The sequence below is a fragment of the Acidovorax sp. GW821-FHT10E03 genome (genome assembly GCF_059415205.1).
In genome coordinates this window covers 60,503-78,461 of record NZ_JBWKMU010000018.1, presented here as the reverse complement: position 1 = coordinate 78,461, position 17,959 = coordinate 60,503, and the positions used below count along the sequence as shown (strand labels likewise).

General features: G+C 70.3%; 20 protein-coding genes. 8 read left to right on the top strand and 12 right to left on the bottom strand.

Going from position 1 to position 17,959, the window contains the following annotated elements:
• Positions 1 to 4: 4 nt before the first annotated feature.
• Both AC07OD_RS26620 and AC07OD_RS26615 read right to left on the bottom strand, forming a co-directional pair.
• The gene (locus AC07OD_RS26620; protein WP_494598409.1) at positions 5 to 145 is read right to left on the bottom strand and encodes a hypothetical protein; all 141 of its coding nucleotides are present in this window, start codon (positions 143 to 145) and stop codon (positions 5 to 7) included.
• Between the two features lie 46 nt (positions 146 to 191).
• Positions 192 to 626, bottom strand: coding sequence for a hypothetical protein (locus AC07OD_RS26615; protein WP_369644013.1), 435 nt, complete (start codon positions 624 to 626; stop codon positions 192 to 194).
• Positions 627 to 938: 312 nt separating this feature from the next.
• On the opposite strand from AC07OD_RS26615, the gene AC07OD_RS26610 reads away from it, so the two are divergent.
• Entirely contained in the window at positions 939 to 2,060 is a 1,122-nt protein-coding gene (locus AC07OD_RS26610) for a helix-turn-helix transcriptional regulator (protein WP_492245391.1), read from the top strand.
• A gap of 37 nt (positions 2,061 to 2,097) precedes the next feature.
• A complete protein-coding gene (locus tag AC07OD_RS26605) occupies positions 2,098 to 3,195 on the top strand; it encodes a helix-turn-helix transcriptional regulator (protein WP_218295252.1) in 1,098 nt (365 codons plus the stop codon).
• A gap of 229 nt (positions 3,196 to 3,424) precedes the next feature.
• On the opposite strand, the gene AC07OD_RS26600 is transcribed toward AC07OD_RS26605, so the two are convergent.
• Positions 3,425 to 3,547: a hypothetical protein gene (locus AC07OD_RS26600; protein ID WP_255590824.1), complete on the bottom strand. Its 123-nt coding sequence runs from the start codon at positions 3,545 to 3,547 to the stop codon at positions 3,425 to 3,427.
• Between the two features lie 326 nt (positions 3,548 to 3,873).
• Here AC07OD_RS26600 and AC07OD_RS26595 point away from each other — a divergent pair, with 326 nt between their 5' ends.
• Both AC07OD_RS26595 and AC07OD_RS26590 read left to right on the top strand, forming a co-directional pair.
• A complete protein-coding gene (locus AC07OD_RS26595; RefSeq protein ID WP_218295251.1) occupies positions 3,874 to 4,155 on the top strand; it encodes a hypothetical protein in 282 nt (93 codons plus the stop codon).
• A 266-nt stretch (positions 4,156 to 4,421) separates the two neighbouring features.
• Entirely contained in the window at positions 4,422 to 5,513 is a 1,092-nt protein-coding gene (locus tag AC07OD_RS26590) for a helix-turn-helix transcriptional regulator (protein WP_494598408.1), read from the top strand.
• Positions 5,514 to 5,618: 105 nt separating this feature from the next.
• Here the strand turns inward: AC07OD_RS26590 and AC07OD_RS26585 are convergent, their stop codons facing one another.
• From AC07OD_RS26585 to AC07OD_RS26575, 3 genes are all read right to left on the bottom strand, one after another.
• Positions 5,619 to 6,809: an NnrS family protein gene (locus AC07OD_RS26585; protein WP_218295249.1), complete on the bottom strand. Its 1,191-nt coding sequence runs from the start codon at positions 6,807 to 6,809 to the stop codon at positions 5,619 to 5,621.
• 22 nt (positions 6,810 to 6,831) lie between these two features.
• Positions 6,832 to 7,125, bottom strand: coding sequence for a DUF2249 domain-containing protein (locus AC07OD_RS26580; protein ID WP_494598407.1), 294 nt, complete (start codon positions 7,123 to 7,125; stop codon positions 6,832 to 6,834).
• A gap of 216 nt (positions 7,126 to 7,341) precedes the next feature.
• Positions 7,342 to 7,716: a PilZ domain-containing protein gene (locus tag AC07OD_RS26575; RefSeq protein WP_218295247.1), complete on the bottom strand. Its 375-nt coding sequence runs from the start codon at positions 7,714 to 7,716 to the stop codon at positions 7,342 to 7,344.
• A gap of 266 nt (positions 7,717 to 7,982) precedes the next feature.
• On the opposite strand from AC07OD_RS26575, the gene AC07OD_RS26570 reads away from it, so the two are divergent.
• The 3 genes from AC07OD_RS26570 (at position 7,983) to AC07OD_RS26560 (ending at position 9,927) form a co-directional block, all read left to right on the top strand.
• A complete protein-coding gene (locus tag AC07OD_RS26570; protein ID WP_218338732.1) occupies positions 7,983 to 8,477 on the top strand; it encodes a hypothetical protein in 495 nt (164 codons plus the stop codon).
• A 109-nt stretch (positions 8,478 to 8,586) separates the two neighbouring features.
• Positions 8,587 to 9,366 (top strand): 2OG-Fe dioxygenase family protein, encoded by a 780-nt coding sequence (locus AC07OD_RS26565; protein WP_218295245.1) that lies wholly within the window; start codon positions 8,587 to 8,589, stop codon positions 9,364 to 9,366.
• A gap of 123 nt (positions 9,367 to 9,489) precedes the next feature.
• Entirely contained in the window at positions 9,490 to 9,927 is a 438-nt protein-coding gene (locus tag AC07OD_RS26560; protein WP_218295244.1) for a universal stress protein, read from the top strand.
• Between the two features lie 197 nt (positions 9,928 to 10,124).
• Here AC07OD_RS26560 and AC07OD_RS26555 read toward each other — a convergent pair whose 3' ends face one another.
• The 4 genes from AC07OD_RS26555 to AC07OD_RS26540 form a co-directional block, all read right to left on the bottom strand.
• Positions 10,125 to 11,108 carry a tripartite tricarboxylate transporter substrate binding protein gene (locus AC07OD_RS26555; protein WP_492255263.1) on the bottom strand — a complete coding sequence of 328 codons (984 nt, stop codon included), beginning with the start codon at positions 11,106 to 11,108 and terminating at the stop codon, positions 10,125 to 10,127.
• Between the two features lie 173 nt (positions 11,109 to 11,281).
• Positions 11,282 to 12,466: a beta-ketothiolase BktB gene (gene bktB, locus AC07OD_RS26550; protein WP_494598406.1), complete on the bottom strand. Its 1,185-nt coding sequence runs from the start codon at positions 12,464 to 12,466 to the stop codon at positions 11,282 to 11,284.
• Positions 12,467 to 12,559: 93 nt separating this feature from the next.
• Positions 12,560 to 13,321 carry an SDR family NAD(P)-dependent oxidoreductase gene (locus tag AC07OD_RS26545; RefSeq protein WP_218295241.1) on the bottom strand — a complete coding sequence of 254 codons (762 nt, stop codon included), beginning with the start codon at positions 13,319 to 13,321 and terminating at the stop codon, positions 12,560 to 12,562.
• A gap of 28 nt (positions 13,322 to 13,349) precedes the next feature.
• Positions 13,350 to 13,865 (bottom strand): MarR family winged helix-turn-helix transcriptional regulator, encoded by a 516-nt coding sequence (locus tag AC07OD_RS26540; RefSeq protein ID WP_218295240.1) that lies wholly within the window; start codon positions 13,863 to 13,865, stop codon positions 13,350 to 13,352.
• 77 nt (positions 13,866 to 13,942) lie between these two features.
• Between AC07OD_RS26540 and AC07OD_RS26535 the strand changes: the two genes are divergently transcribed.
• On the top strand, positions 13,943 to 14,836 hold the full coding sequence (locus AC07OD_RS26535) for an EamA family transporter (protein ID WP_494598405.1): 894 nt from the start codon (positions 13,943 to 13,945) through the stop codon (positions 14,834 to 14,836).
• 24 nt (positions 14,837 to 14,860) lie between these two features.
• Here the strand turns inward: AC07OD_RS26535 and AC07OD_RS26530 are convergent, their stop codons facing one another.
• Entirely contained in the window at positions 14,861 to 15,574 is a 714-nt protein-coding gene (locus AC07OD_RS26530) for an RluA family pseudouridine synthase (RefSeq protein ID WP_494598404.1), read from the bottom strand.
• Entirely contained in the window at positions 15,561 to 17,777 is a 2,217-nt protein-coding gene (locus AC07OD_RS26525; RefSeq protein ID WP_494598403.1) for a hybrid sensor histidine kinase/response regulator, read from the bottom strand. Before AC07OD_RS26525 ends, AC07OD_RS26530 begins: the two co-directional genes overlap by 14 nt.
• Positions 17,778 to 17,959: the final 182 nt, after the last annotated feature.

The window sequence follows — 17,959 nt, the reverse complement described above, 5'->3', positions numbered from 1 at the left end:
GAAGCTATCGAATCAGGAGTGATTTCAATCGCGCCCGCTGGTCCTTGGCGGCGATGGAGCGTTCGTCCTCGTCGCCGAGGTAGGTGACGGGGGCGTCGGGTGCGCGCCACCAGGGCTGGCTGTGGCCGGGCGTGGAAAGAAGCATTCCTCTGGATGTGCTGTCGTTGGGAACAGGACGTGAAAAAGAGCGCTCAAGGGCGCCCCTTGCGGCGCGCGCGCATCACTTCCACGTTGGCGCGCTGCTCGGGCGTGAAGCCTGGCGCGGGCTGGGCGCCGGGCGCCTTCTCCACGGCCAGCGCCATGCCCGCGTGCAGGGCGGCCAGCGTGGCGGTGGCGTATTCGCGGCTGGTCAGGCCCTGGCGCGCCAGCGCGGCGCGCACCTGGGGGTGGGCGTCGAGCTTGCGGGCGAGGTCCTCGACCGACTCGGCGTCGTCGTCGTCCTCATCGCCGCTGCTCCCGGGCGCCTGCGGCAGCTTGCGCAGCTCGGCCGCCGCCGCTTCCATGCGGTCCAGCAGCGCGGGCGTGAGGCGAAAGTGCGCCGGGTCGGCGGCGCCCGCCGCCCAGGCGCTGGCGGTGGTGGCGACCAGCGCCAGCGCGGCGAGGGTGTGGGTGATGGCGAGGGGCATGGCAGTGTTCACGAGGACAAGGTTTTGGTTTGAAGTAAAAATGGCCGGAAGCGCTTGCTGTACAAGCGCTGGCAGCTATCAAATTCGATGAGGATTTACGCAAGAACGGGTTCCGGAAAGACGTTTGCACCATGGCAAGGCCGCTGTGGCATCCTTGTTTGCGCACGTCCTGTCGATGTATCCAGGCAGCCGGGCCGGCCCGCCGTGGGGATGCGCGCAAGGCTAGGGGCGCACCGCCCGTGCGGCCCCACCCCGGCGGGGTAGTCGTGCGGCGGCGCGGCGCGCTACATTCGCGCTTTCGTGAAAAAAACCATGCCCACGCCCCGCCGCGCCACCCAAGCCGCCGCCCATCTGCGGCAACTGGCCTGCCTGGATGCCACCGGGCCGCACGCCATCGCGCCCGTGCTGGGCGAGCTGCACCACCTGATCGGGTTCGACGCGGGCTGCCTCATCCACCCCGGCGCGGGCGGCGAGATGGAGGTGTTCGTGGAGAGCCCCGTGTTGCAGGCCGCGATGCCCGACTATTTCGACCCGCGCATCCTGGCGAGCGAGGCGCGGGTGATGCACCGGGGTGCGCGCTTGTTTCAGGAGGCGCTGCGCGTGGAACGCGGCGCGCTGATGCTGCCGCAGATGGCCAAGGTGCCCCTGTCCGAGCTGGTGCGCAGCGACTTCTTCAACGCGGTGCTGCGCCCCGGCGACGTGGGCGATGGCCTGAAGCTGCCGCTGCACACGCGCGCGGGCCAGGGTGTCGGCATGTTGTGGCTGTACCGCCGCGAGGCGGACCGGCGCTTCACGCCCGAGGACGCCGCCGCGCTGGGCCGCCTCGAACCCGTGCTGGCGCGCGCGCTGCAGCCGCTGGATCCGGGCGAGGCCGGTGGCGACAGCGAGGTCTGCGGCCAGGGCCTGCTCGTCGTGTCGCCCGATGGGCGGCTGCAATGGATGTCGCCCGAGGCGCAGGCGCTGCTGGCGCTGGCCCTGGGCACGCGCTGGCGCGCGGGCGGCGGCAGTGATCTGCCGGACGTGGTGCGCCTGCTGGTGCAGCGCCTGTTCTGGCCCGCCACGGACGGCGAGGCGCCGCTGCCCGACGTGGCGGTGCGCAATGCCCACGGCGCGTTCTCGCTGCGCGCCACGCGCCTGGCGGGCGTGGCGGGGGCGGGCGAGGCGGCCGCCATCCACATCACCCGCCGGGTGCCGCGCGGCACCCGGCTGCTCGCGCACCTGCGCGCGCAGGACCTGCCCCGGCGCCAGGCCGAGCTGGCCTACTGGCTCGTGCGCGGTGCGCAGGAGTCGCAGATCGCCGAGCGCATGGGCGTGAGCATCAACACCGTGGCCTACCACCGCCGCCAGCTCTACGACGCTTTGGGCGTGCAGGGCCGCCAGGGGCTGGCCGAGCGGCTGCTGCCACCCCCATCGACAACTACCCCCCTGGGGTAGGCCGCGCGGCGCGCGGGGCCGATAGATTCGGCCCTCCATGCCCACGCACCACCAGGCGACGAACGCCATTGCGCACCTGCGCCACCTCGCCCGCCTGGATGCGAGCGGTCCGGAGCTGATCGCGTCCGTGCTCGCCTCGCTGCACGCGCTCATCGGCTTCGACTCCAGCGGCTACTTCTACCCCGGTGCGGGCGGCGAGCTGGACGTGCACATGGAACACCCCGCCGTGCAGGCCGCCGTGCCCGACCACTTCGACCCGCGCATCCTGGCGAGCGAGGCGCGGGTCTTTCACAACGTGTTGCAGCACGGCGACGACATCGCCCGCCACCCGCGCGGCCCGCAGTCGCTGGCGCAGATGCTGCGCGTGCCCGCCGCCGAGCTGCTGCGCAGCGACTACTACAACGTGGTGATGCGCCCCGCCGGCGTGGCCGACTGGCTCAGCCTGCCACTGCGCGCGCCGCAAGGCCAGGGCATGGGCCAGGGTGTGGGCATGCTGTTCCTGTTCCGCCCTCCCGGGGCGCGGCCCTTTGCCGACGAAGACCTGGCCATGCTGGCGCGGCTGCAGGCGTGGCTGGCGCGCACGCTGTGGCCCGGCGGCGTGAACGCGGGCGGCGAGGTGCTGCGCGAGGGCGTGCTCGTCGCCACGCCCCTGGGCCAGCCACTGTGGGCCTCGCCCGAGGCCGAGGCGCTCATGGCCCAGGCGCTGGGCTGGCGCTGGCGCGGCGCGGGCCGCGCGCCGCTGCCGCATGCGCTGCAGCTGCTCATCCAGCGCCTGCGCCTGCCCGGTGCGCCCGCGCCGGAAATGGCGCTGCGCAACGCCCACGGCGCGTTCCACCTGCGCGCCGCGCCCCTGGCCGCGGCCACCGGCCCCGGCGAGGCCGTGGCCCTGCACATCACCCAGCGCGTGGCCCCCGCGGCCCGCCTGCTGGAGGCGCTCGGCCGCACCGGCCTGCCCCCGCGCCAGCGCGAACTGGCCTACTGGCTTGCGCGCGGCCTGCCCGAATCGCGCATCGCCGGGTGCATGGGCATCAGCGCGAACACGGTGGTCTACCACCGGCGGCAGCTCTATGCGGCGCTGGGCGTGGCGAGCCGGGCGGAGCTGCTCGAGTGCCTGGCGGTCGGCGATATTGTCTGAGGTGTTTTGGCCCGCTGGCGCTTGTGCATCAAGCGCTATAAGCTATCAAATTGGGAGCATTCTGGCCATGCGGTAGCCAGCCAGCCATGCCAGCAACAGCAGGCTGGCGGCCAGAGCCGGCAGCAGGGCTCAGCGGTCCGTCGGGGCGTGAACCCGGTCCACCAGGCTCAGGACGACCCCAAGGCGCCCGACAACAAGCCATGACCTGGGAGGGCAGGGCGTGCGGAGGTCATGCCCATTTCCAAATCCTGCGCAGCACGAGGGCAACGGCGAACAGGCCCACGAGCAGGGGCGTCGTGGCTCCGGCAAAAAGCCAGCAGGGGAGGGCGTGGCTGAGCGCGGCGGTTTTCATGTTTTCGCTCCAGGGAAATACGAATACTGTGTAAATATACAGTATTTGGCTGGACATGTACCGCAGCGGCGCGAAGGGAAGGCCTGGCGGGAGCGGGTTTGGTGGGGCGCGCAATCAGCGAGAGCAAGCGGGGCCTGTCCGCAGGGCGGGACCGCTTGCAGCGGACGGTGGATGCCTTGCCTCTGGAAGGCCGACCACGCTGTCCGCAGGGGTATGGGGGAAACCATTGTTCGCCCTGTCCGCGCATGATGGGGACAAACCTTGGTTGCGACCGGAGCTGGGCAGTTCGCCGTAAGTACCGCAGCGCCCAGAATGGAAGGTGCGGTATGTCCATCACCATCACCGTCGCGCCGACGGTCGCCCGCGAGGCCTTCGAGCGAATAGAGGCCCTGGCCCAGGGGTTGCCAGAAACCGATCCCAACTTCGAAGGCCTGTCCATCCGCGTGGAGCGGCACGACTTCACCGGTGTGCGCGACCCGCACGATGAGTTGCGAGCAGCGCACCTGCTGCATCTGGTCGAGGATGCGATTGAATCCGAGACAAGCCATTTTGGCGAGCTGCAGCCTTCCCCCCAGTGGGAACGGCAGTCACCCTCATCCCTGTTCTAAAGAAACCGCGAGGATGCTGCGCGGCTTGCGGGGGGGGGCGGGTACCCCCAAAGAGACACGCGGCGGTTCGTGGCCGCGCTGAAACCTTGCATGGCGGCCCGGCCGGGGCGCCGCGCCACCACGGGCCCGGCGCCAAAAAGCAGAGGCCATGCGTCCCCGGGGCGCCGCGCCCCACCCCTGGGGGTGGGTTGCTGTGGGGGGCCGGTGTGCTAGCTTTGCCTCCACGCATTGCCTGGATGCGCTGTGGCACATAACTCAACTACTCCATGCCTTTTTCCCGTATTCAGCGGCGCGCCCTGGCGCGCCTGCAACAGCTGGCCTGTCTGGACGTCAACGGTCCGCAGCTCATCGAACCCCTGCTGCATGAGCTGCACCATCTGATCGCCTTCGACACGAGCGGCTACTTCCACCCTGGCAGCGACGGCGCGCTGGATGTGTACATCGAGCCATCGCTGGCGCGTGACTTGATGCACCTGTACTTCGAGCCGCAGGTGAGGGCGAGCGAGCACAAGGTGATCCGCCGCAGCGCCCACGATTTCGCCGCCGCCGTGCGCGAGGACCATGGGCCGCAGGTGATGGAGCAGCTGATCACCGTGCCGATGGGCGAGCTGCTGCGCAGCGACTTCTACAACCTGGCGCTGCGCCCCGCGGAACTGCTGGACTGCCTGAGCCTGGTGCTGCGCACGCCACAGGGGGCGGGCGTGGGTGCGCTCAAGCTGTATCGCAGGCCGCAGGCGCCGCGCTTCGGGGCCGAGGACGCAGCCCTGCTGGCCCGGCTGGAGCCGTGGCTGGCGCGCATCCTGCAGCCCGGCGAAGTGGATGCGCACGACAGCGTGGTGCATGAAAGCGCCATGCTGGTGGCCTCGCCGCAAGGGCAGCTGCTGTGGACATCGCCCCAGGCCGACCGGCTGATGGCGCTGGCGTTCGGGCCGCGCTGGTACCGGCGTGCCGAACTGCCGCCCGCGCTCCAGGCGCTGCTGCAGCGCCTGGAACATGCCCGCCAGGGGGGCAGCGTCCGCGCGCCGCCGCAGCTGGACCTGCGCAACGCCAGCGGCGCGTTTTCGCTGCGCGCAACGCTGATGGCTGCCGCGGCCGGCGAAGGCCGGGCGGCGGGCATCCACATCACCCAGCGGGTCTCGCGCGTGGCGCAGCTGCTGCCCGCGTTGCGCGCGCTGGGCCTGCCGCAGCGCCAGCACGAGCTTGCGTACTGGCTCGCGCGCGGCCTGCCCGAGGCGCAGATCGCCACGCGGATGGGCATCAGCGAGAACACCACCACCTACCACCGCCGCCAGATCTACACACGGCTGGGCGTGCAAAGCCGGCTGGAGCTGCAGGACTACCTCTTCGCACCGGCATGAGGGAGGGCACGGCCAGCCGCGCGCACGCGCCCACGCACGCACCACGGACCCGGTGGGCTGGCGCCGGAGTGGAGATGGCCTTGACGGCGGCGCGGCGCACGGCCGCTACCCCGGATGGCCGTCGGCCCGTGGGCGGGACAGCACCGGCCAGTAGCGCACGGCGTACAGCGCAAAGCCTGCCGACCAGAGGGCGGCGGACAGCAGGCTGGCGTGCACCGTCTGCGCGGGGCTGGCGAGCGGCACCGCCACACGCACGGCGGCGGCCAGCAGCACCAGCAGGTAGCAGGCGGTGTCGCAGCGGTCCGCGCGCAGGGGCCGCCCCGTGTGGCCGCGCGCGGTGCGCGTCATCATTCCGATGATGAGACCGCCCACCGCGCCCACCGTCAGGGCGTGGGTGGCCAGGGAGGAGGCCGCCAGGCCCAGGTCGCCCAGGCAGCGAAGCAGCAGGTGCACGGGAATCCAGAGATAGGCCATGTGCAGCACCCAGACCAGCGGCACGCGCAGCGCCGTCCAGGGCTGCCACAGCGCCCAGCGCCAGGTGTGAGCCAGACAGGCGAATGCCGCGATGGTGGCCAGTGGCCATCCGCCCAGGCCCGTGGCGTCCGCGGCGAGCAGGGCCAGCACCGATCCCAGCGCGGCCTTTTCCACGGCAGGCCGCCGGGTTGCTTGCGCGCCCGCCACGCCGTTGTTGGTGAACATCGGGATCACGCGCCCGCCCATGACGGCCAGGATGAAAAGAACCACGTCCAGCGCGATCCGGATGCCGAGCCCTGCGGGGACGGGAAAGACGCCCAGCTGCGACAGATGGAAAAGCAGCATGGCGGCGCCCAGCAGCAGGAGCAGCGCCACAAAGAAATAGTTGCGCTGGTTCCGCGCCTTCCAGAACGCAATGCCCAGGCTGGCCGCCGCGGCCAGCGGAAACGCCACGTTCACCACGGCGGCCGTGGCTGCGAAGGGTGTGAGCACCAGAATCCGTCCCGCCACCCACAGGGCGGCCAGCGCACCCAGGCGCCATCCCGTCGGGGTGGGAAGGTTGGTCCAGTTGCGGCCGGCGGTGAAGAGAAAGCCCACGATGACCGCCAGCGCGAAGCCGAACAGCATCTCGTGGGCATGCCAGAGCGGGCCCGCCAGATAGGGGCGGCCCAGCGCGCCGGAGAACTGCAGCGCCCACAAGGGAACGGACAGCGCTGCGAACACGCTTGCCAGCAGGTAGAACGGCCGGAAACCGAGCGCGAACAGGGCCAACCGCCGGGACGGGGCGGGGCGCGGTTCTTCCATGCCGATAGGGAGTGCCATGGCGGTAGGGCCCCGGCCCGGGCTACGCACCGCCGCAGGCGCCGCAGCATTGCCCGCTGCCGTGGCCTGGGGCGCGTTGTTTCTGGATGCGCACGCGCCATTGCGCGGGCCCGTTCTCCAGGTAGCTCCAGGTGAACTGGCCCGGCAGTTCTTCCTGGAACTGGTAGTACAGCGGCCGGGGATCGTGGTCGTTGACCAGGTCCATGGCCTGCCCGGCAGCCAGCTTGCCAAAGGCGAGAAAAATGGACGGATGGCGCTCGCGGAGAGCGATTGCGCGCACGTCGATGGTGGCTGCGGTGGTTGCTTGGTCTGGCATGGTGCTTAAAGATTCATGTTTTATGAATCTATTATGGGGCGTGCCGTCGGAACGTCAATTGATGAGTGTCAATGAATGGATGCCGTGAGGGATGCCGTGATGAATGCCATGGCCATGCCGAGCCCGGGCAGGCACGGCGCGGTCAAGGGCGGGGCCTGCCTGTGCCTGCGCCTGCCGCAAGCCCGGCCGGCTTCGGCGCCGGGGGCCGTCGCTTGTTCAGGAAAGGGAGGAGGCCGCGGTCAGCTCGCCCAGATCGCGTTCGAGCAGTGCGGGGTCGCCCAGCTGCAGCTCGATCAGGCGGCGCAGGTGGGTCACGCTGTCCAGGTCGATCCCGCGGCACAGCAGACCGGTGTGCAGCCCCTCCACGTGCGCGACCTCGGTGGACATGGCGATGTGGTTGCCGGTTTCGGCCAAGGGAATGGTGAGCTGGCACAGCATGCCGGTCTGCAGGTTCGCCTGCGCGGGTGCCACCAGCAGCGCGCCCTTGAGCGAAAGGTCCTGCACGTGGACGCTGAAGGCGTCGGTGGACGTGGTCAGCAAGGCCGGCGCGTCAAAGCCGACGCGGACAAAGTGGCGGCGTTCGTGGGGCATCGCTGTCTCCTGGACCGAAGCGGGTGGTGGCACATGCTACTCCAAGCCCGGCGGCTGCACGCATTTGCCGGGCACGCCGGGCCGCCGGATGAACCTGCTTCAGGCGGCGTGGGGCGGCGGCGGGCAGCCCGGTTCTGTCGCCATTTGCTTACATCTTTTGCGCGGATTCGGGTTTAGGGTAGGGCGGGCTTTGTTACAAATCAGGGTCCGCGCACCGCAGCCGCACATCGTGTGCTGTTCCGGGCGGTACAAGCAAGGAGTTCCCGATGAAAACCACAACCATGACCACGATGTCCACGATCCGTCTCCTCCTGTCTGGCGCGGCGGCCGCGCTGCTGCTCGCCGCGGCGGGCGGCGCGCATGCGCAGACCTACATCAATGCCACGGTGGGCGGCGAGCTGGCCCCCGGCGTGTACGGCCGCATCAACATCGGCAATGCGCCACCGCCGCCGCTGCTGTATGCCGAGCCGGTCATCATCCACCGCCCCGCGGTCGTGGTGCCGCGCTCGCCGATCTACCTCTACGTGCCGCCCGGCCATGCCAAGAACTGGGGCAAGCACTGTGCGCGCTACAACGCGTGCAGCCAGCCGGTGTACTTCGTGCAGGAGCCGCCACCACGCCGTGGCCCTCCGCACCGGGGCCCTGGCCGCGATGACCGCCGGTGGGATGACGACCATCGCCACGGCGGCAAGCAGGACCGCGACCATGACCGGGGCCGCGGCAACAATGGCAAGGGCCATGGACATGGCCACCGCGACTGACTGATTGACGGACCGCGCGGCGCACCTCCCTGCAAGGCCGCGCCGCGCTGCACCGCGTTTGCGCCATCGCAGACGCGGTGCCGGCACCAGCGGTTAAGCTCGGGCCTCTATGGCCCAAGTCACTTTTTCTCCCCCCTTCACCGCCCCCCAGGATGTCGCCAGCCAGCTGCGGCAGAACGGCTTTGCCGTCCTGTCGCCGGCGGACGTGGCCCGCTGGACGGGCTGCGCCCTGCCGGAATTGCTGGGCCTGAACGGCGACTGGGCGGGGCTGCCCCCCGATGATTTCCTCAAAGACGGCGGGCGCTACCGCCGCCGCCGCCATGCCTGCTTTGTGGTGCAGGACGGGCAGGTGCGGCAGGTGCCGCACCGCGCGCACTGGCAGCCTGTGGAGTACAACGCGCTGCATGGCGGCATGGAGCGCTGGTTTGCCCCCATGGAGCCCGCCACCGTCGCCCGGCCGGTGTGGCAGCAGCTGCTGGCAGCGCTGGCCGGGGTGTCCGATGCCGTGTTTGCGCGCTCCGAGGCGCCTGCATCCTGGTTCGTCGAGGCCCACCAGTTCCGCATCGACACCACCGACGGCATTGGCCGGCCCACCCCCGAGGGCGCCCACCGCGACGGCGTCGACCTGGTGGCCGTGTTCCTCGTGGGGCGCGAGGGCATCAAGGGCGGCGAGACGCGGGTGTTCGAGGCGGCGGGCCCCAGCGGCCAGCGCTTCACGCTGACCGAGCCGTGGTCCCTGCTGCTGCTGGACGACGCGCGCATGATCCATGAATCCACGCCCATCCAGCCCCTGGCCGAGGGGGGGTATCGCGACACCCTCGTGGTCACCTGCCGCCGGGGTGGTTTCCAGGGGGCGGATGTGGTCGGGCAGGCCCCTGCGGGCCGCTGAACGCCGGCAAGGGAGTGCGCCCGATTTGATGCGAATCAAGATGCGCGGTATGGTGGGCGTTCAAACTGATGTCCATGGCCGGGCCACAAGCCAGGTCCCACACTCAACTCAAGGAGAAGCACCATGTTCAAGCACATTCTGGTTCCAGTCGACGGTTCCAACACCTCGATGCTCGCGGTCTCCAAGGCCGCGGCCCTGGCCAAGACCTTTGGCAGCGCCGTGACGGCGGTCTACGTGGTCGATCCCTATCCCTTCACGGGCGTGGGGGCTGATTTCGCCTACGGCCAGGCCCAGTACATCAACGCGGCCACCGCCGAGGCCAACAGCGCCCTGGATGCCACCAAGAAGGCCATGGCCGAGGCTGGCGTGCCGGTGACCACCGTGGTGGGCGAAGGCCACGCAGTGCATGAAGGCATCCTGCGCGCGCTGGAAAGCACGGGCGCCGATCTCATCGTGATGGGCTCGCACGGCCGCCGCGGGCTTGAAAAGCTGGTGCTGGGCAGCGTCACGCAGCGCGTGCTGGGCGTGGTGCACATCCCGGTGCTGGTCGTGAGGGACTGAGCGCCATCCCCCATGAGGAACGGCTCCGAAAGGAGCCGTTCTTCATTTCAGTTCTCGATGGCGCCGCGCACCAGCGCATCCCACATTCCACAGCTCGTGGAACAGGCACGCCCTTCGCCAGTGCACCCGTGGATCTGGCTTTGCCAGCCACCGGGTGCGTCCCCCTTCAGGGGGAAGGCGCGAAGCGCCTCAGGGGGTCACTCAATCTTCGCGCCCGAGGCTTCGACGATGCCCTTCCACTTGGCGTAGTCGGTCTTGAGCAGGGTGCCGAACTGCGCGACGGACATGGCTTCCGGCTCCGCGCCCTGGGCATGGATGGCGGCCTTCATGTCGGCCGTGGCCAGGAGCTTGTTGATCTCGGCGTTGATGGCACTCACCACGGCGGCCGGCGTGCCGGCGGGGGCGAACACGCCGTACCAGGTGCTCACGTCGAAGTCCTTGAAGCCCGACTCGGCCACGGTGGGCACCTCGGGCAGGGACGAGCTGCGCTTGGCCGAGGTCACGGCCAGGGGGCGCAGCTTGCCGGACTTGATCTGGCCCATGGCCGAGGGCAGGGACGAGACCAGCAGGTCCACATTGCCCGCCAGCGCATCCATCAGCGCGGGATTGGATCCCTTGTAGGGAATGTGGCTCAGCTTCACGCCCGCGGCCTTCTCGAACAGGTCGCCCGCCAGGTGGATGGACGTGCCGTTGCCGGGCGAGCCATAGGTGATGGTGCCGGGCGCGGCCTTGGCGGCGGCCACCACGTCGGCCAGGGTCTTGTACTTGGAGTTGACGCTGGTGGCGATGACCACGGGCGTGTAGGCGACGTGGGCCACGGCGGTCAGGTCCTTGGTGGGGTCCCAGGGCAGGTTCTTGTAGAGCCAGGGGCCGATCACGAGGTTGTCCTTCTGGCCCATCACGAGGTCATAGCCCGTGGGGGCTGCCTTGACGGCCTCGCCGATGCCGATGGTGCCGCCGGCACCCGCCTTGTTGTCGGCCACCACGGTCCACTTGGCGCTTTCGGTGAGCTTGGTGGCCACCAGGCGCGAGAGGATGTCGGTGCCGCCGCCGGGCGGGAAGGGCACGATCAGGCGGATGGGCTTGGTGGGGTAGGCTGCAGCCGGTGCGGGGGCCTGGGCGTGCGCGGTGGTGCCCACGGCGAAGGCGAGGGCGGTGAAGGAAAGCAGGGTGCGAATCATGGTGAGAGATGTCTCCGTCGGTTCAATATGGACAGGCGGCCGCGCAGGCGCGCTCCGCTCTGCTGGTCTTGGTGCCAGCACCCACGGATGATCGCCGATCCTGCGCGGGGCTGGCCTTGCCGATACAGGGTGGCAACATCGCCACTGGCGATGGCAAGGCCGGGCGGCACGGGTCAGATGCGCTCGAAGATCGCGGCGATGCCCTGGCCGCCGCCGATGCACATGGTCACCAGCGCGTAGCGGCCCTGCACGCGCTGCAGTTCGTGCAGCGCCTTCACGGTGATGAGCGCGCCGGTGGCGCCGATCGGGTGGCCCAGCGAGATGCCCGAGCCGTTGGGGTTGACCTTGGCCGGGTCCAGGTCCAGATCCTTGGTCACCGCGCAGGCCTGGGCGGCAAAGGCTTCGTTGGCTTCGATCACGTCGAGGTCGTTGACGGTGAGGCCCGCCTTCTTCAGCGCCAGCTGCGTGGCAGGCACCGGGCCAATGCCCATGTATTTGGGGTCCACACCGGCGTGCGCATAGGCCACCAGGCGGGCCAGGGGCTTGGCGCCGCGGGCCTTGGCGGCACCGCCTTCCATCAGCACCACGGCGGCGGCGGCGTCGTTGATGCCCGAGGCGTTCCCGGCCGTCACCGTGCCGTTCTCCTTGAGGAACACGGGCTTGAGCTTGGCCAGGTCATCCATCGTGGCGCCGGGGCGAAAGTGCTCGTCGGTGGCGTATTGGACATCGCCCTTTTTGCTCTTCAGGGTAACGGGCACGATCTGGTCCTTGAACACACCGGCCTGCGTGGCGCGCTCGGCGCGGTTGTGGCTCTCTACCGCCAGCTTGTCCTGGTCTTCGCGGCTGATGCCCCACTTGGCGGCGATGTTCTCTGCCGTCACACCCATGTGGATGTTGTGGAAGGGGTCGTGCAGCGCGCCGATCATCATGTCCACCATCTTGGTGTCGCCCATGCGCGCGCCCCAGCGCATGTTCAGGCTGGCGAACGGCACGCGGCTCATGTTCTCGGCACCGGCGCCGATGGCCACGTCGGTGTCTCCCAGCAGGATGGACTGGCTGGCGTTGACGATGGCCTGCAGGCCCGAGCCGCACAGGCGGTTGACGTTGTAGGCGGGCGCGCCTTCGCCGCAGCCGCCGTTGATGGCGGCCACGCGCGACAGGTACATGTCCCTGGGCTCGGTGTTGACCACGTGGCCGAACACCACGTGGCCCACGTCCTTGCCTCCCACGTTGGCACGCGCGAGCGATTCGCGCACCACCAGCGCGCCCAGCTCGGTGGGGGGCACGTCCTTGAGGCTGCCGCCAAAGGTGCCGATGGCGGTGCGCACTGCGGAAACGACGACGACTTCACGGGTCATGGGGAGGTCCTTTCAGATGGGTTTCAGATAAAATTGGCCGCTAGCGCTTGTCCATAAAGCGCTGGCAGCTATAAAAACAGGAGTATTGGGGCTCTAGGCGTCCCGGACATCGGCCACCGGGTTGGTGCCGAAGTCTGCGCGTTCCAGCCAGGCGAGCACGCGGGTGGCGGCGTCGGCAGGCGATGTGAGCTGGCCACCCGTCTTGAGGTTGGCGAAATTTTGCTGGTCCGGGAACGCCTCGGGGGCGGCGCCGCGCAGCTGCACCTGCATGTCGGTGTCGATCACGCCGGGGGCCAGCGAGCATACCTTGGCGCCCTGGGGCTTGATGGCTTCGTCCAGCGCCACGCAGCGCGTGAAATGGTCCATGCCCGCCTTGGCGGCGCAGTACGCGGCCTGCGAGGCCATGGCCCGGCGGCCCAGGCCCGAGGAGATGTTGAGCACCTTGCGCGGCACCGTCCAGGCATCCGTCGCGCCCAGGAAGGCGGCGGTGAGCTGCATGGGCGCCTCCAGGCCCACGCGCAGGGCATGGGCCAGGTCGGCGGCATCGCTGCCCGAGAGGGGGGCGATGCGCGGGATCACGCCCGCGTTGTTGATGAGCGTGGCGCTCGCGAACACCTGCGGGCCCTGCGCCGCGAGCCAGCTTTGCAGCCTGTGCGCCGCCTGCTCGCCCTGCGAGAGGTCTTGCTGCCATTGTTCGAGGGTGACGCCCGCCGCCTTGGCTTCGGTGGCCAGGTCCGCATTGGCGCTGCGCGCGATGCAGATGAGGGTGTTGCCGCTGCGCAGGAGTTGCTGGGCCATGGCCAGCCCCATGCCGCGCGATGCGCCGGTGAGGATGTAGAGGTGGGTATGAGGCATCCTCCCATCGTACTGCGGGACGCCCGGCTCAGCTGTCTCCGGCAGGCTCCAGCGCCGCGAGCAGCAGCGACAGCCGCGCGTCCAGCGCCGCGAGGTCGGCAGCCTTGAGCGGCGCCAGGATGCGGTGCTCGTTGGCGACGTGGGCCTCGACAGCGCGGTCGATCAGCGCCAGCCCCTCGGCGGTGAGCTGCACCAGCGAGCTGCGCGCATCGTCGGGGTTGGGCAGGCGCGTGATCCAGCCCTGGGCCTCGAGCTTGCCCATGCGGTGCGTCATGGTGCCCGAGGTGACCATGAGGGTGGAGAACAGCGTGGTCGGCGCCAGGCAGTAGGGCGCGCCGCTGCGGCGCAGCGTGGCCAGCACGTCGAACTCCCAGAAGCTCAGTCCGAACCCGGCAAAGGTCTCGTCGAGCCTGCGCTGCAGCAGCGCGGCGCAGCGCTTGATGCGCCCGATGGGGCCCATGGGGCTCACATCCAGGTCGGGGCGCTCGCGGCTCCACTGGGCCAGGATGGCATCTACGGCGTCGGGCTGGCGTGGGGTGGCCATGGGCTTTGTGATCGATTTATCTTGATTTCAAGATTGTATGGTAGAGTATTTTTATCTTGATTTGAAGATAAATTGCCATGCAAAGCACCCGCACCTCTCCCTGGCTGGATGCGCTCGCCACGGCCGTGGGCCCGGTCATCTGGGGCTCCACCTACATCGTCACCACCGAGCTGCTGCCGCCCGACCGGCCCTTCACCGCCGCGCTGCTGCGCACCTTGCCCGCGGGCCTGCTGCTGGTGCTGTGGTGCCGCCGCTGGCCGGCGTGGGGCGACTGGGTGGGCTGGCGGCGGCTGATGGTGCTGGCAGCGCTCAACATCGGCGTTTTCCAGGCGCTGCTGTTCGTGGCCGCCTACCGGCTGCCGGGCGGCGTGGCCGCCGTGGTGGGCGCGGTGGGCCCGCTGGTGGTGATGGGCCTGGCCTGGGCACTGGATCACCGCCGCCCGCCCGCCCTGGCCCTGGGCGCGGGCGCGGCCGGCGTGCTGGGCATGGCCGCACTGCTGCTGTCGCCCGGTGCGCGGTGGGACATGGTGGGCGTCGGCGCGGCATTGGTCGGCACCGTGTGCATGGCGGCAGGCACCTTCTGGTCGCGGCGCTGGCGGTCCGACCTGCCGGTGCTGGCGTTCACGGGGTGGCAACTGCTGGCCGGCGGCATCATGCTCGCGCCCCTGGCCTGGCTGGTGGACCCGCCGCTGCCCGCGCTCACCGCCCCCCAGGTGGGCGGGTATCTTTACCTGAGCATCGCGGGCGCGTTGCTGGCTTATGCGCTGTGGTTTCGCGGCATAGCGCGCCTGCCGTCGGTGGCGGTGTCGTCGCTCGGGCTGCTCAGCCCCGTCACGGCCGTGCTGCTGGGCTGGGTGCTGCTGGGCCAGGCCATGACGGGCGTGTCGCTGGCCGGCATGCTGGTGGTGCTGGCCAGCATCCTGGCGGTGCAATGGGCGATGTCGCGGCCCGTGGCGCCGGCGCGGCTGTAGCGGCGGGCGGTACCGGCCGCGGGGTCAAAAATCCGCCGCCCATTCGAGGGCAAGGTGCGCTCCGGTGGCCGGGTGTGCAAAGGCCAGGTGGCTGGCATGCAGCAGCAGGCGCGGCGCGAGGCCCCGGGTGGCCGCGTCGGCATACAGTGCGTCTCCCAGGATGGCGTGGCCCACGGCCGCCAGGTGCACACGCAGCTGGTGGGTGCGGCCGGTGACGGGCGCAAGCTCGACCCGCGTCGTGCGGGCGGCCAGGTCGCAGCTCAGCGCGCGCCAGCGGGTCAGGCTGGGCTTGCCCTGCGTGGCGTCGATCACCCGCAGCGGGCGCCGGGCCCAGTCGGCGGCGATGGGCAGGTCGATCTCCTGCCATGCCGCGGGGTCGGCCGCGCCCTGGCCCATGCATCCCCGCACCACCGCCTGGTACCTCTTGTGCACCGTGCGCTCGGCAAAGGCACGGCTCAGGCGGCGCTGGGCCTCCAGGTGGCGCGCCATCAGCACGAGGCCCGAGGTGGCCTGGTCCAGCCGGTGAACGATCAGCGCCCCTGGCCAGTGCTGCTGGGCGCGGGTGCTCAAGGCATCCTGCTTGTCCGGGCCGCGCCCGGGCACGCACAGCAGGCCCGACGGCTTGCAGAGCACGAGCAGGTCCGCGTCCTCGTACAGCGCCCGTGGGGCGGGGCAGGCGGCGGCTCCAGGCGCGCACGCCTGGGCCGCGGGCTCGGAGGGGCCTTCACCGGGCGGCATCGTCGCCGCCCACCAGGCGCTGCACGGTGGCGCAAAGCTCTTCCACGTCGTTGGGCTTGTGGATCAGCGCCTGCGCGCCCTCGGCCAGCGCGGCCTGTTCGATCTCGGCCGTGACGTAGCCCGAGGCCAGGGCCACCGGCAGGTCGGGCCGGATGAGGCGGGCCTCCCGCACCAGGTCCACGCCGCAAAAGCCCGGCATGTTGTAGTCGGTCACGAGCAGGTCGTAGCAATCGGGCGCCGCGTTCAGAGCTGCCTTGGCCTCGTGCGGGTCGGTGAAGCCGCTGACTTCGTAGCCGCGGCGGCGCAGCAGGCGCTGCACCAGGAACACCAGGGCCTCGTCATCGTCCACGTACATCACATGGGGCTTTCTCGGGGGCGGCTCGCACCCTGGGGGCTCTGGTGTGTCCGGCGCGGCGGCGGGGGCGGGGGCCGTCGCTGCCGGCATCGGCACCGGGGGCTCGGCGGCGGCGCTTGCGGCGGCCACCGGGAAATACAGCGTGAACCGGCTGCCCTGGCCCGGCGCGCTGTGCACGTCCACGCCGCCCTCATGGGTGCGCATCACGCCATGCACCACCGCCAGGCCCAGGCCGGTGCCCTGGCCCACCGGCTTGGTGGTGAAGAACGGCTCGAAGATGCGTTCCAGCGTCGCCGCATCCATGCCCGGGCCGCTGTCGCGCACCGACAGGGCCACGTAGTCCACGGGCGCCAGGCCCAGCCGTTCGCTCAGGCGCTGGTCGGGCTGCACGGTGGCCGCCTCCACATGGATGCTGCCGCGCTCCGTGTCAATGGCGTGGACCGCGTTCGTGCACAGGTTGAGCAGCGCCTGCTCCACCTGCGTGGCATCCGCCAGAACAGGCGGCAGGCCCGCCTGCAGCTGCATGTGCAGCTCGATGGCGGGTGGAAGGGTCACGCGCAGCAGGCGCTCGGTGTCGTGCACGACCTCGGCCAGCGACACGGCTGAGCGCTGTGGCGGTTCGTTGCGGCTGAAGGTGAGGATCTGGCGCACCAAGTCGCGCGCGCGGCGGCCGGCCTTGTCGATTTCCCCCAGGCTCACCAGCACGGGAGAGCCCGGCGCGCAGTCGGCCTGGGCCAGCGCCACGTTGCCCAGAATGGCCCCCAGGATGTTGTTGAAATCGTGCGCGATGCCGCCGGCCATGGTGCCCACGGCCTGCATCTTCTGCGACTCGCGCAGCTGCGCCTCGAGTTCGTTGCGGTGCGCCTCGGCCTTCTTGCGGCCCGTGAGGTCGCGGGCGAAGACGGTGGTGGTTTCGCCTTCGGCGTGGCGCTCGAACGAGACGCTCACTTCCACGGCCAGCTCCTTGCCGCTGGCGGTGAGGGCGGTCATCTCGCCCAGCATGGCCTGCGTGGTGAGCTGCGCAAACGCCAGGGCCTGGGCGGCATCGGGCAGGAAGCGGTCGAGGGTGCTGCCCAGCGCATCGCTCGCGCTGCACTGGAACAGCGCGGCCGCTGTGGGGTTGAAGACCGTGATGCGCCGGTGCTGGTCCACGCAGATGATGGCGTCCAGCGCCGAGTTGATGACGGCTTCGAGCCGCCTTTCGCTCGCGTGCAGCTGCTCGTTGCGCTGCTGCAATGTGGCCGCGCTGTGCTGCAGCGCCTGGCGTTCCGCGAGCAGCGGGCCCTGGTCGATCACCGCGCACAGGAACTGCGGCAGCGGCGGGCCGTTGCTTTGTGGTGCCTCGATGTGCGCGATGTGCAGGTCGCCGGTGATGCGCGTGTCCGCATTGATGGAAAACACGACCTCCTTGGCCTCGCTGCGGCCCAGGTCCCGCGCCAGCGCGAAGGCCTCGCGCACGCGCCTGGCGTCCTGCGCGCGCACGAAGGGCATCAGCGCCGAGAGAGGGCGGTCGCGCTCGGTGGGCTGGAATGATCGGTGCGCCATGGAGTTCGCCTGCACCACCAGATCGTGCTCGTCCACCACCATGAGGGCCAGCGGCACGCTGGCGAACAGCGTCTCGAAGCGCTCGTAGGCACTTTCGGCCACCGTCTGGCTGTAGCGCAGGACCTTGTTCTGGCTCTCGAGTTCGGCCTGGTAGGCCCGCAGCTCCGCCACCAGGCTGTCGGCCGGCGAGCCCTCCCGCGCGGCAGGCGGCGCCGTCCGCACGACGGTTGGGCCCGCGGTGTCCGCCGCATGGGCTGGCATCCGGCGGGCAGGATCCAGAAAGGACAGGTCGGGTTCGCTCATGAAGGGGGCGTGGCGTCAACGTGAAGGAGAGGCAGGCGCGGGCGTGGTGGGGCGCCCAGCCGGGGCCGCCCGGGGCGCATGCGCGCAAGTGTACGCCCGTGAGGCCTGGCCCCTGGGGGGCCCACGGCGTAACCCTGGACGCACAAGGGAGCCGCCGCAGGGCACCCCCCGCGAAGCGGCGC

Excerpts from the sequence above, each read along its gene's own strand:
- AC07OD_RS26570 (WP_218338732.1), top strand. The coding sequence starts at position 7,983 with ATGAAAACCACAACCATGACCACGATGTCCACGATCCGTCTCCTCCTG.
- AC07OD_RS26610 (WP_492245391.1), top strand. The coding sequence starts at position 939 with ATGCCCACGCCCCGCCGCGCCACCCAAGCCGCCGCCCATCTGCGGCAA.
- AC07OD_RS26525 (WP_494598403.1), bottom strand. The coding sequence starts at position 17,777 with ATGAGCGAACCCGACCTGTCCTTTCTGGATCCTGCCCGCCGGATGCCA.
- AC07OD_RS26540 (WP_218295240.1), bottom strand. The coding sequence starts at position 13,865 with ATGGCCACCCCACGCCAGCCCGACGCCGTAGATGCCATCCTGGCCCAG.
- AC07OD_RS26530 (WP_494598404.1), bottom strand. The coding sequence starts at position 15,574 with ATGCCGCCCGGTGAAGGCCCCTCCGAGCCCGCGGCCCAGGCGTGCGCG.
- AC07OD_RS26600 (WP_255590824.1), bottom strand. The coding sequence starts at position 3,547 with ATGAAAACCGCCGCGCTCAGCCACGCCCTCCCCTGCTGGCTTTTTGCC.
- AC07OD_RS26595 (WP_218295251.1), top strand. The coding sequence starts at position 3,874 with ATGTCCATCACCATCACCGTCGCGCCGACGGTCGCCCGCGAGGCCTTC.
- AC07OD_RS26555 (WP_492255263.1), bottom strand. The coding sequence starts at position 11,108 with ATGATTCGCACCCTGCTTTCCTTCACCGCCCTCGCCTTCGCCGTGGGC.
- AC07OD_RS26585 (WP_218295249.1), bottom strand. The coding sequence starts at position 6,809 with ATGGCACTCCCTATCGGCATGGAAGAACCGCGCCCCGCCCCGTCCCGG.
- AC07OD_RS26565 (WP_218295245.1), top strand. The coding sequence starts at position 8,587 with ATGGCCCAAGTCACTTTTTCTCCCCCCTTCACCGCCCCCCAGGATGTC.
- AC07OD_RS26590 (WP_494598408.1), top strand. The coding sequence starts at position 4,422 with ATGCCTTTTTCCCGTATTCAGCGGCGCGCCCTGGCGCGCCTGCAACAG.
- AC07OD_RS26575 (WP_218295247.1), bottom strand. The coding sequence starts at position 7,716 with ATGCCCCACGAACGCCGCCACTTTGTCCGCGTCGGCTTTGACGCGCCG.
- AC07OD_RS26560 (WP_218295244.1), top strand. The coding sequence starts at position 9,490 with ATGTTCAAGCACATTCTGGTTCCAGTCGACGGTTCCAACACCTCGATG.
- AC07OD_RS26620 (WP_494598409.1), bottom strand. The coding sequence starts at position 145 with ATGCTTCTTTCCACGCCCGGCCACAGCCAGCCCTGGTGGCGCGCACCC.
- AC07OD_RS26535 (WP_494598405.1), top strand. The coding sequence starts at position 13,943 with ATGCAAAGCACCCGCACCTCTCCCTGGCTGGATGCGCTCGCCACGGCC.
- AC07OD_RS26615 (WP_369644013.1), bottom strand. The coding sequence starts at position 626 with ATGCCCCTCGCCATCACCCACACCCTCGCCGCGCTGGCGCTGGTCGCC.
- AC07OD_RS26545 (WP_218295241.1), bottom strand. The coding sequence starts at position 13,321 with ATGCCTCATACCCACCTCTACATCCTCACCGGCGCATCGCGCGGCATG.
- AC07OD_RS26580 (WP_494598407.1), bottom strand. The coding sequence starts at position 7,125 with ATGCCAGACCAAGCAACCACCGCAGCCACCATCGACGTGCGCGCAATC.
- bktB (WP_494598406.1), bottom strand. The coding sequence starts at position 12,466 with ATGACCCGTGAAGTCGTCGTCGTTTCCGCAGTGCGCACCGCCATCGGC.
- AC07OD_RS26605 (WP_218295252.1), top strand. The coding sequence starts at position 2,098 with ATGCCCACGCACCACCAGGCGACGAACGCCATTGCGCACCTGCGCCAC.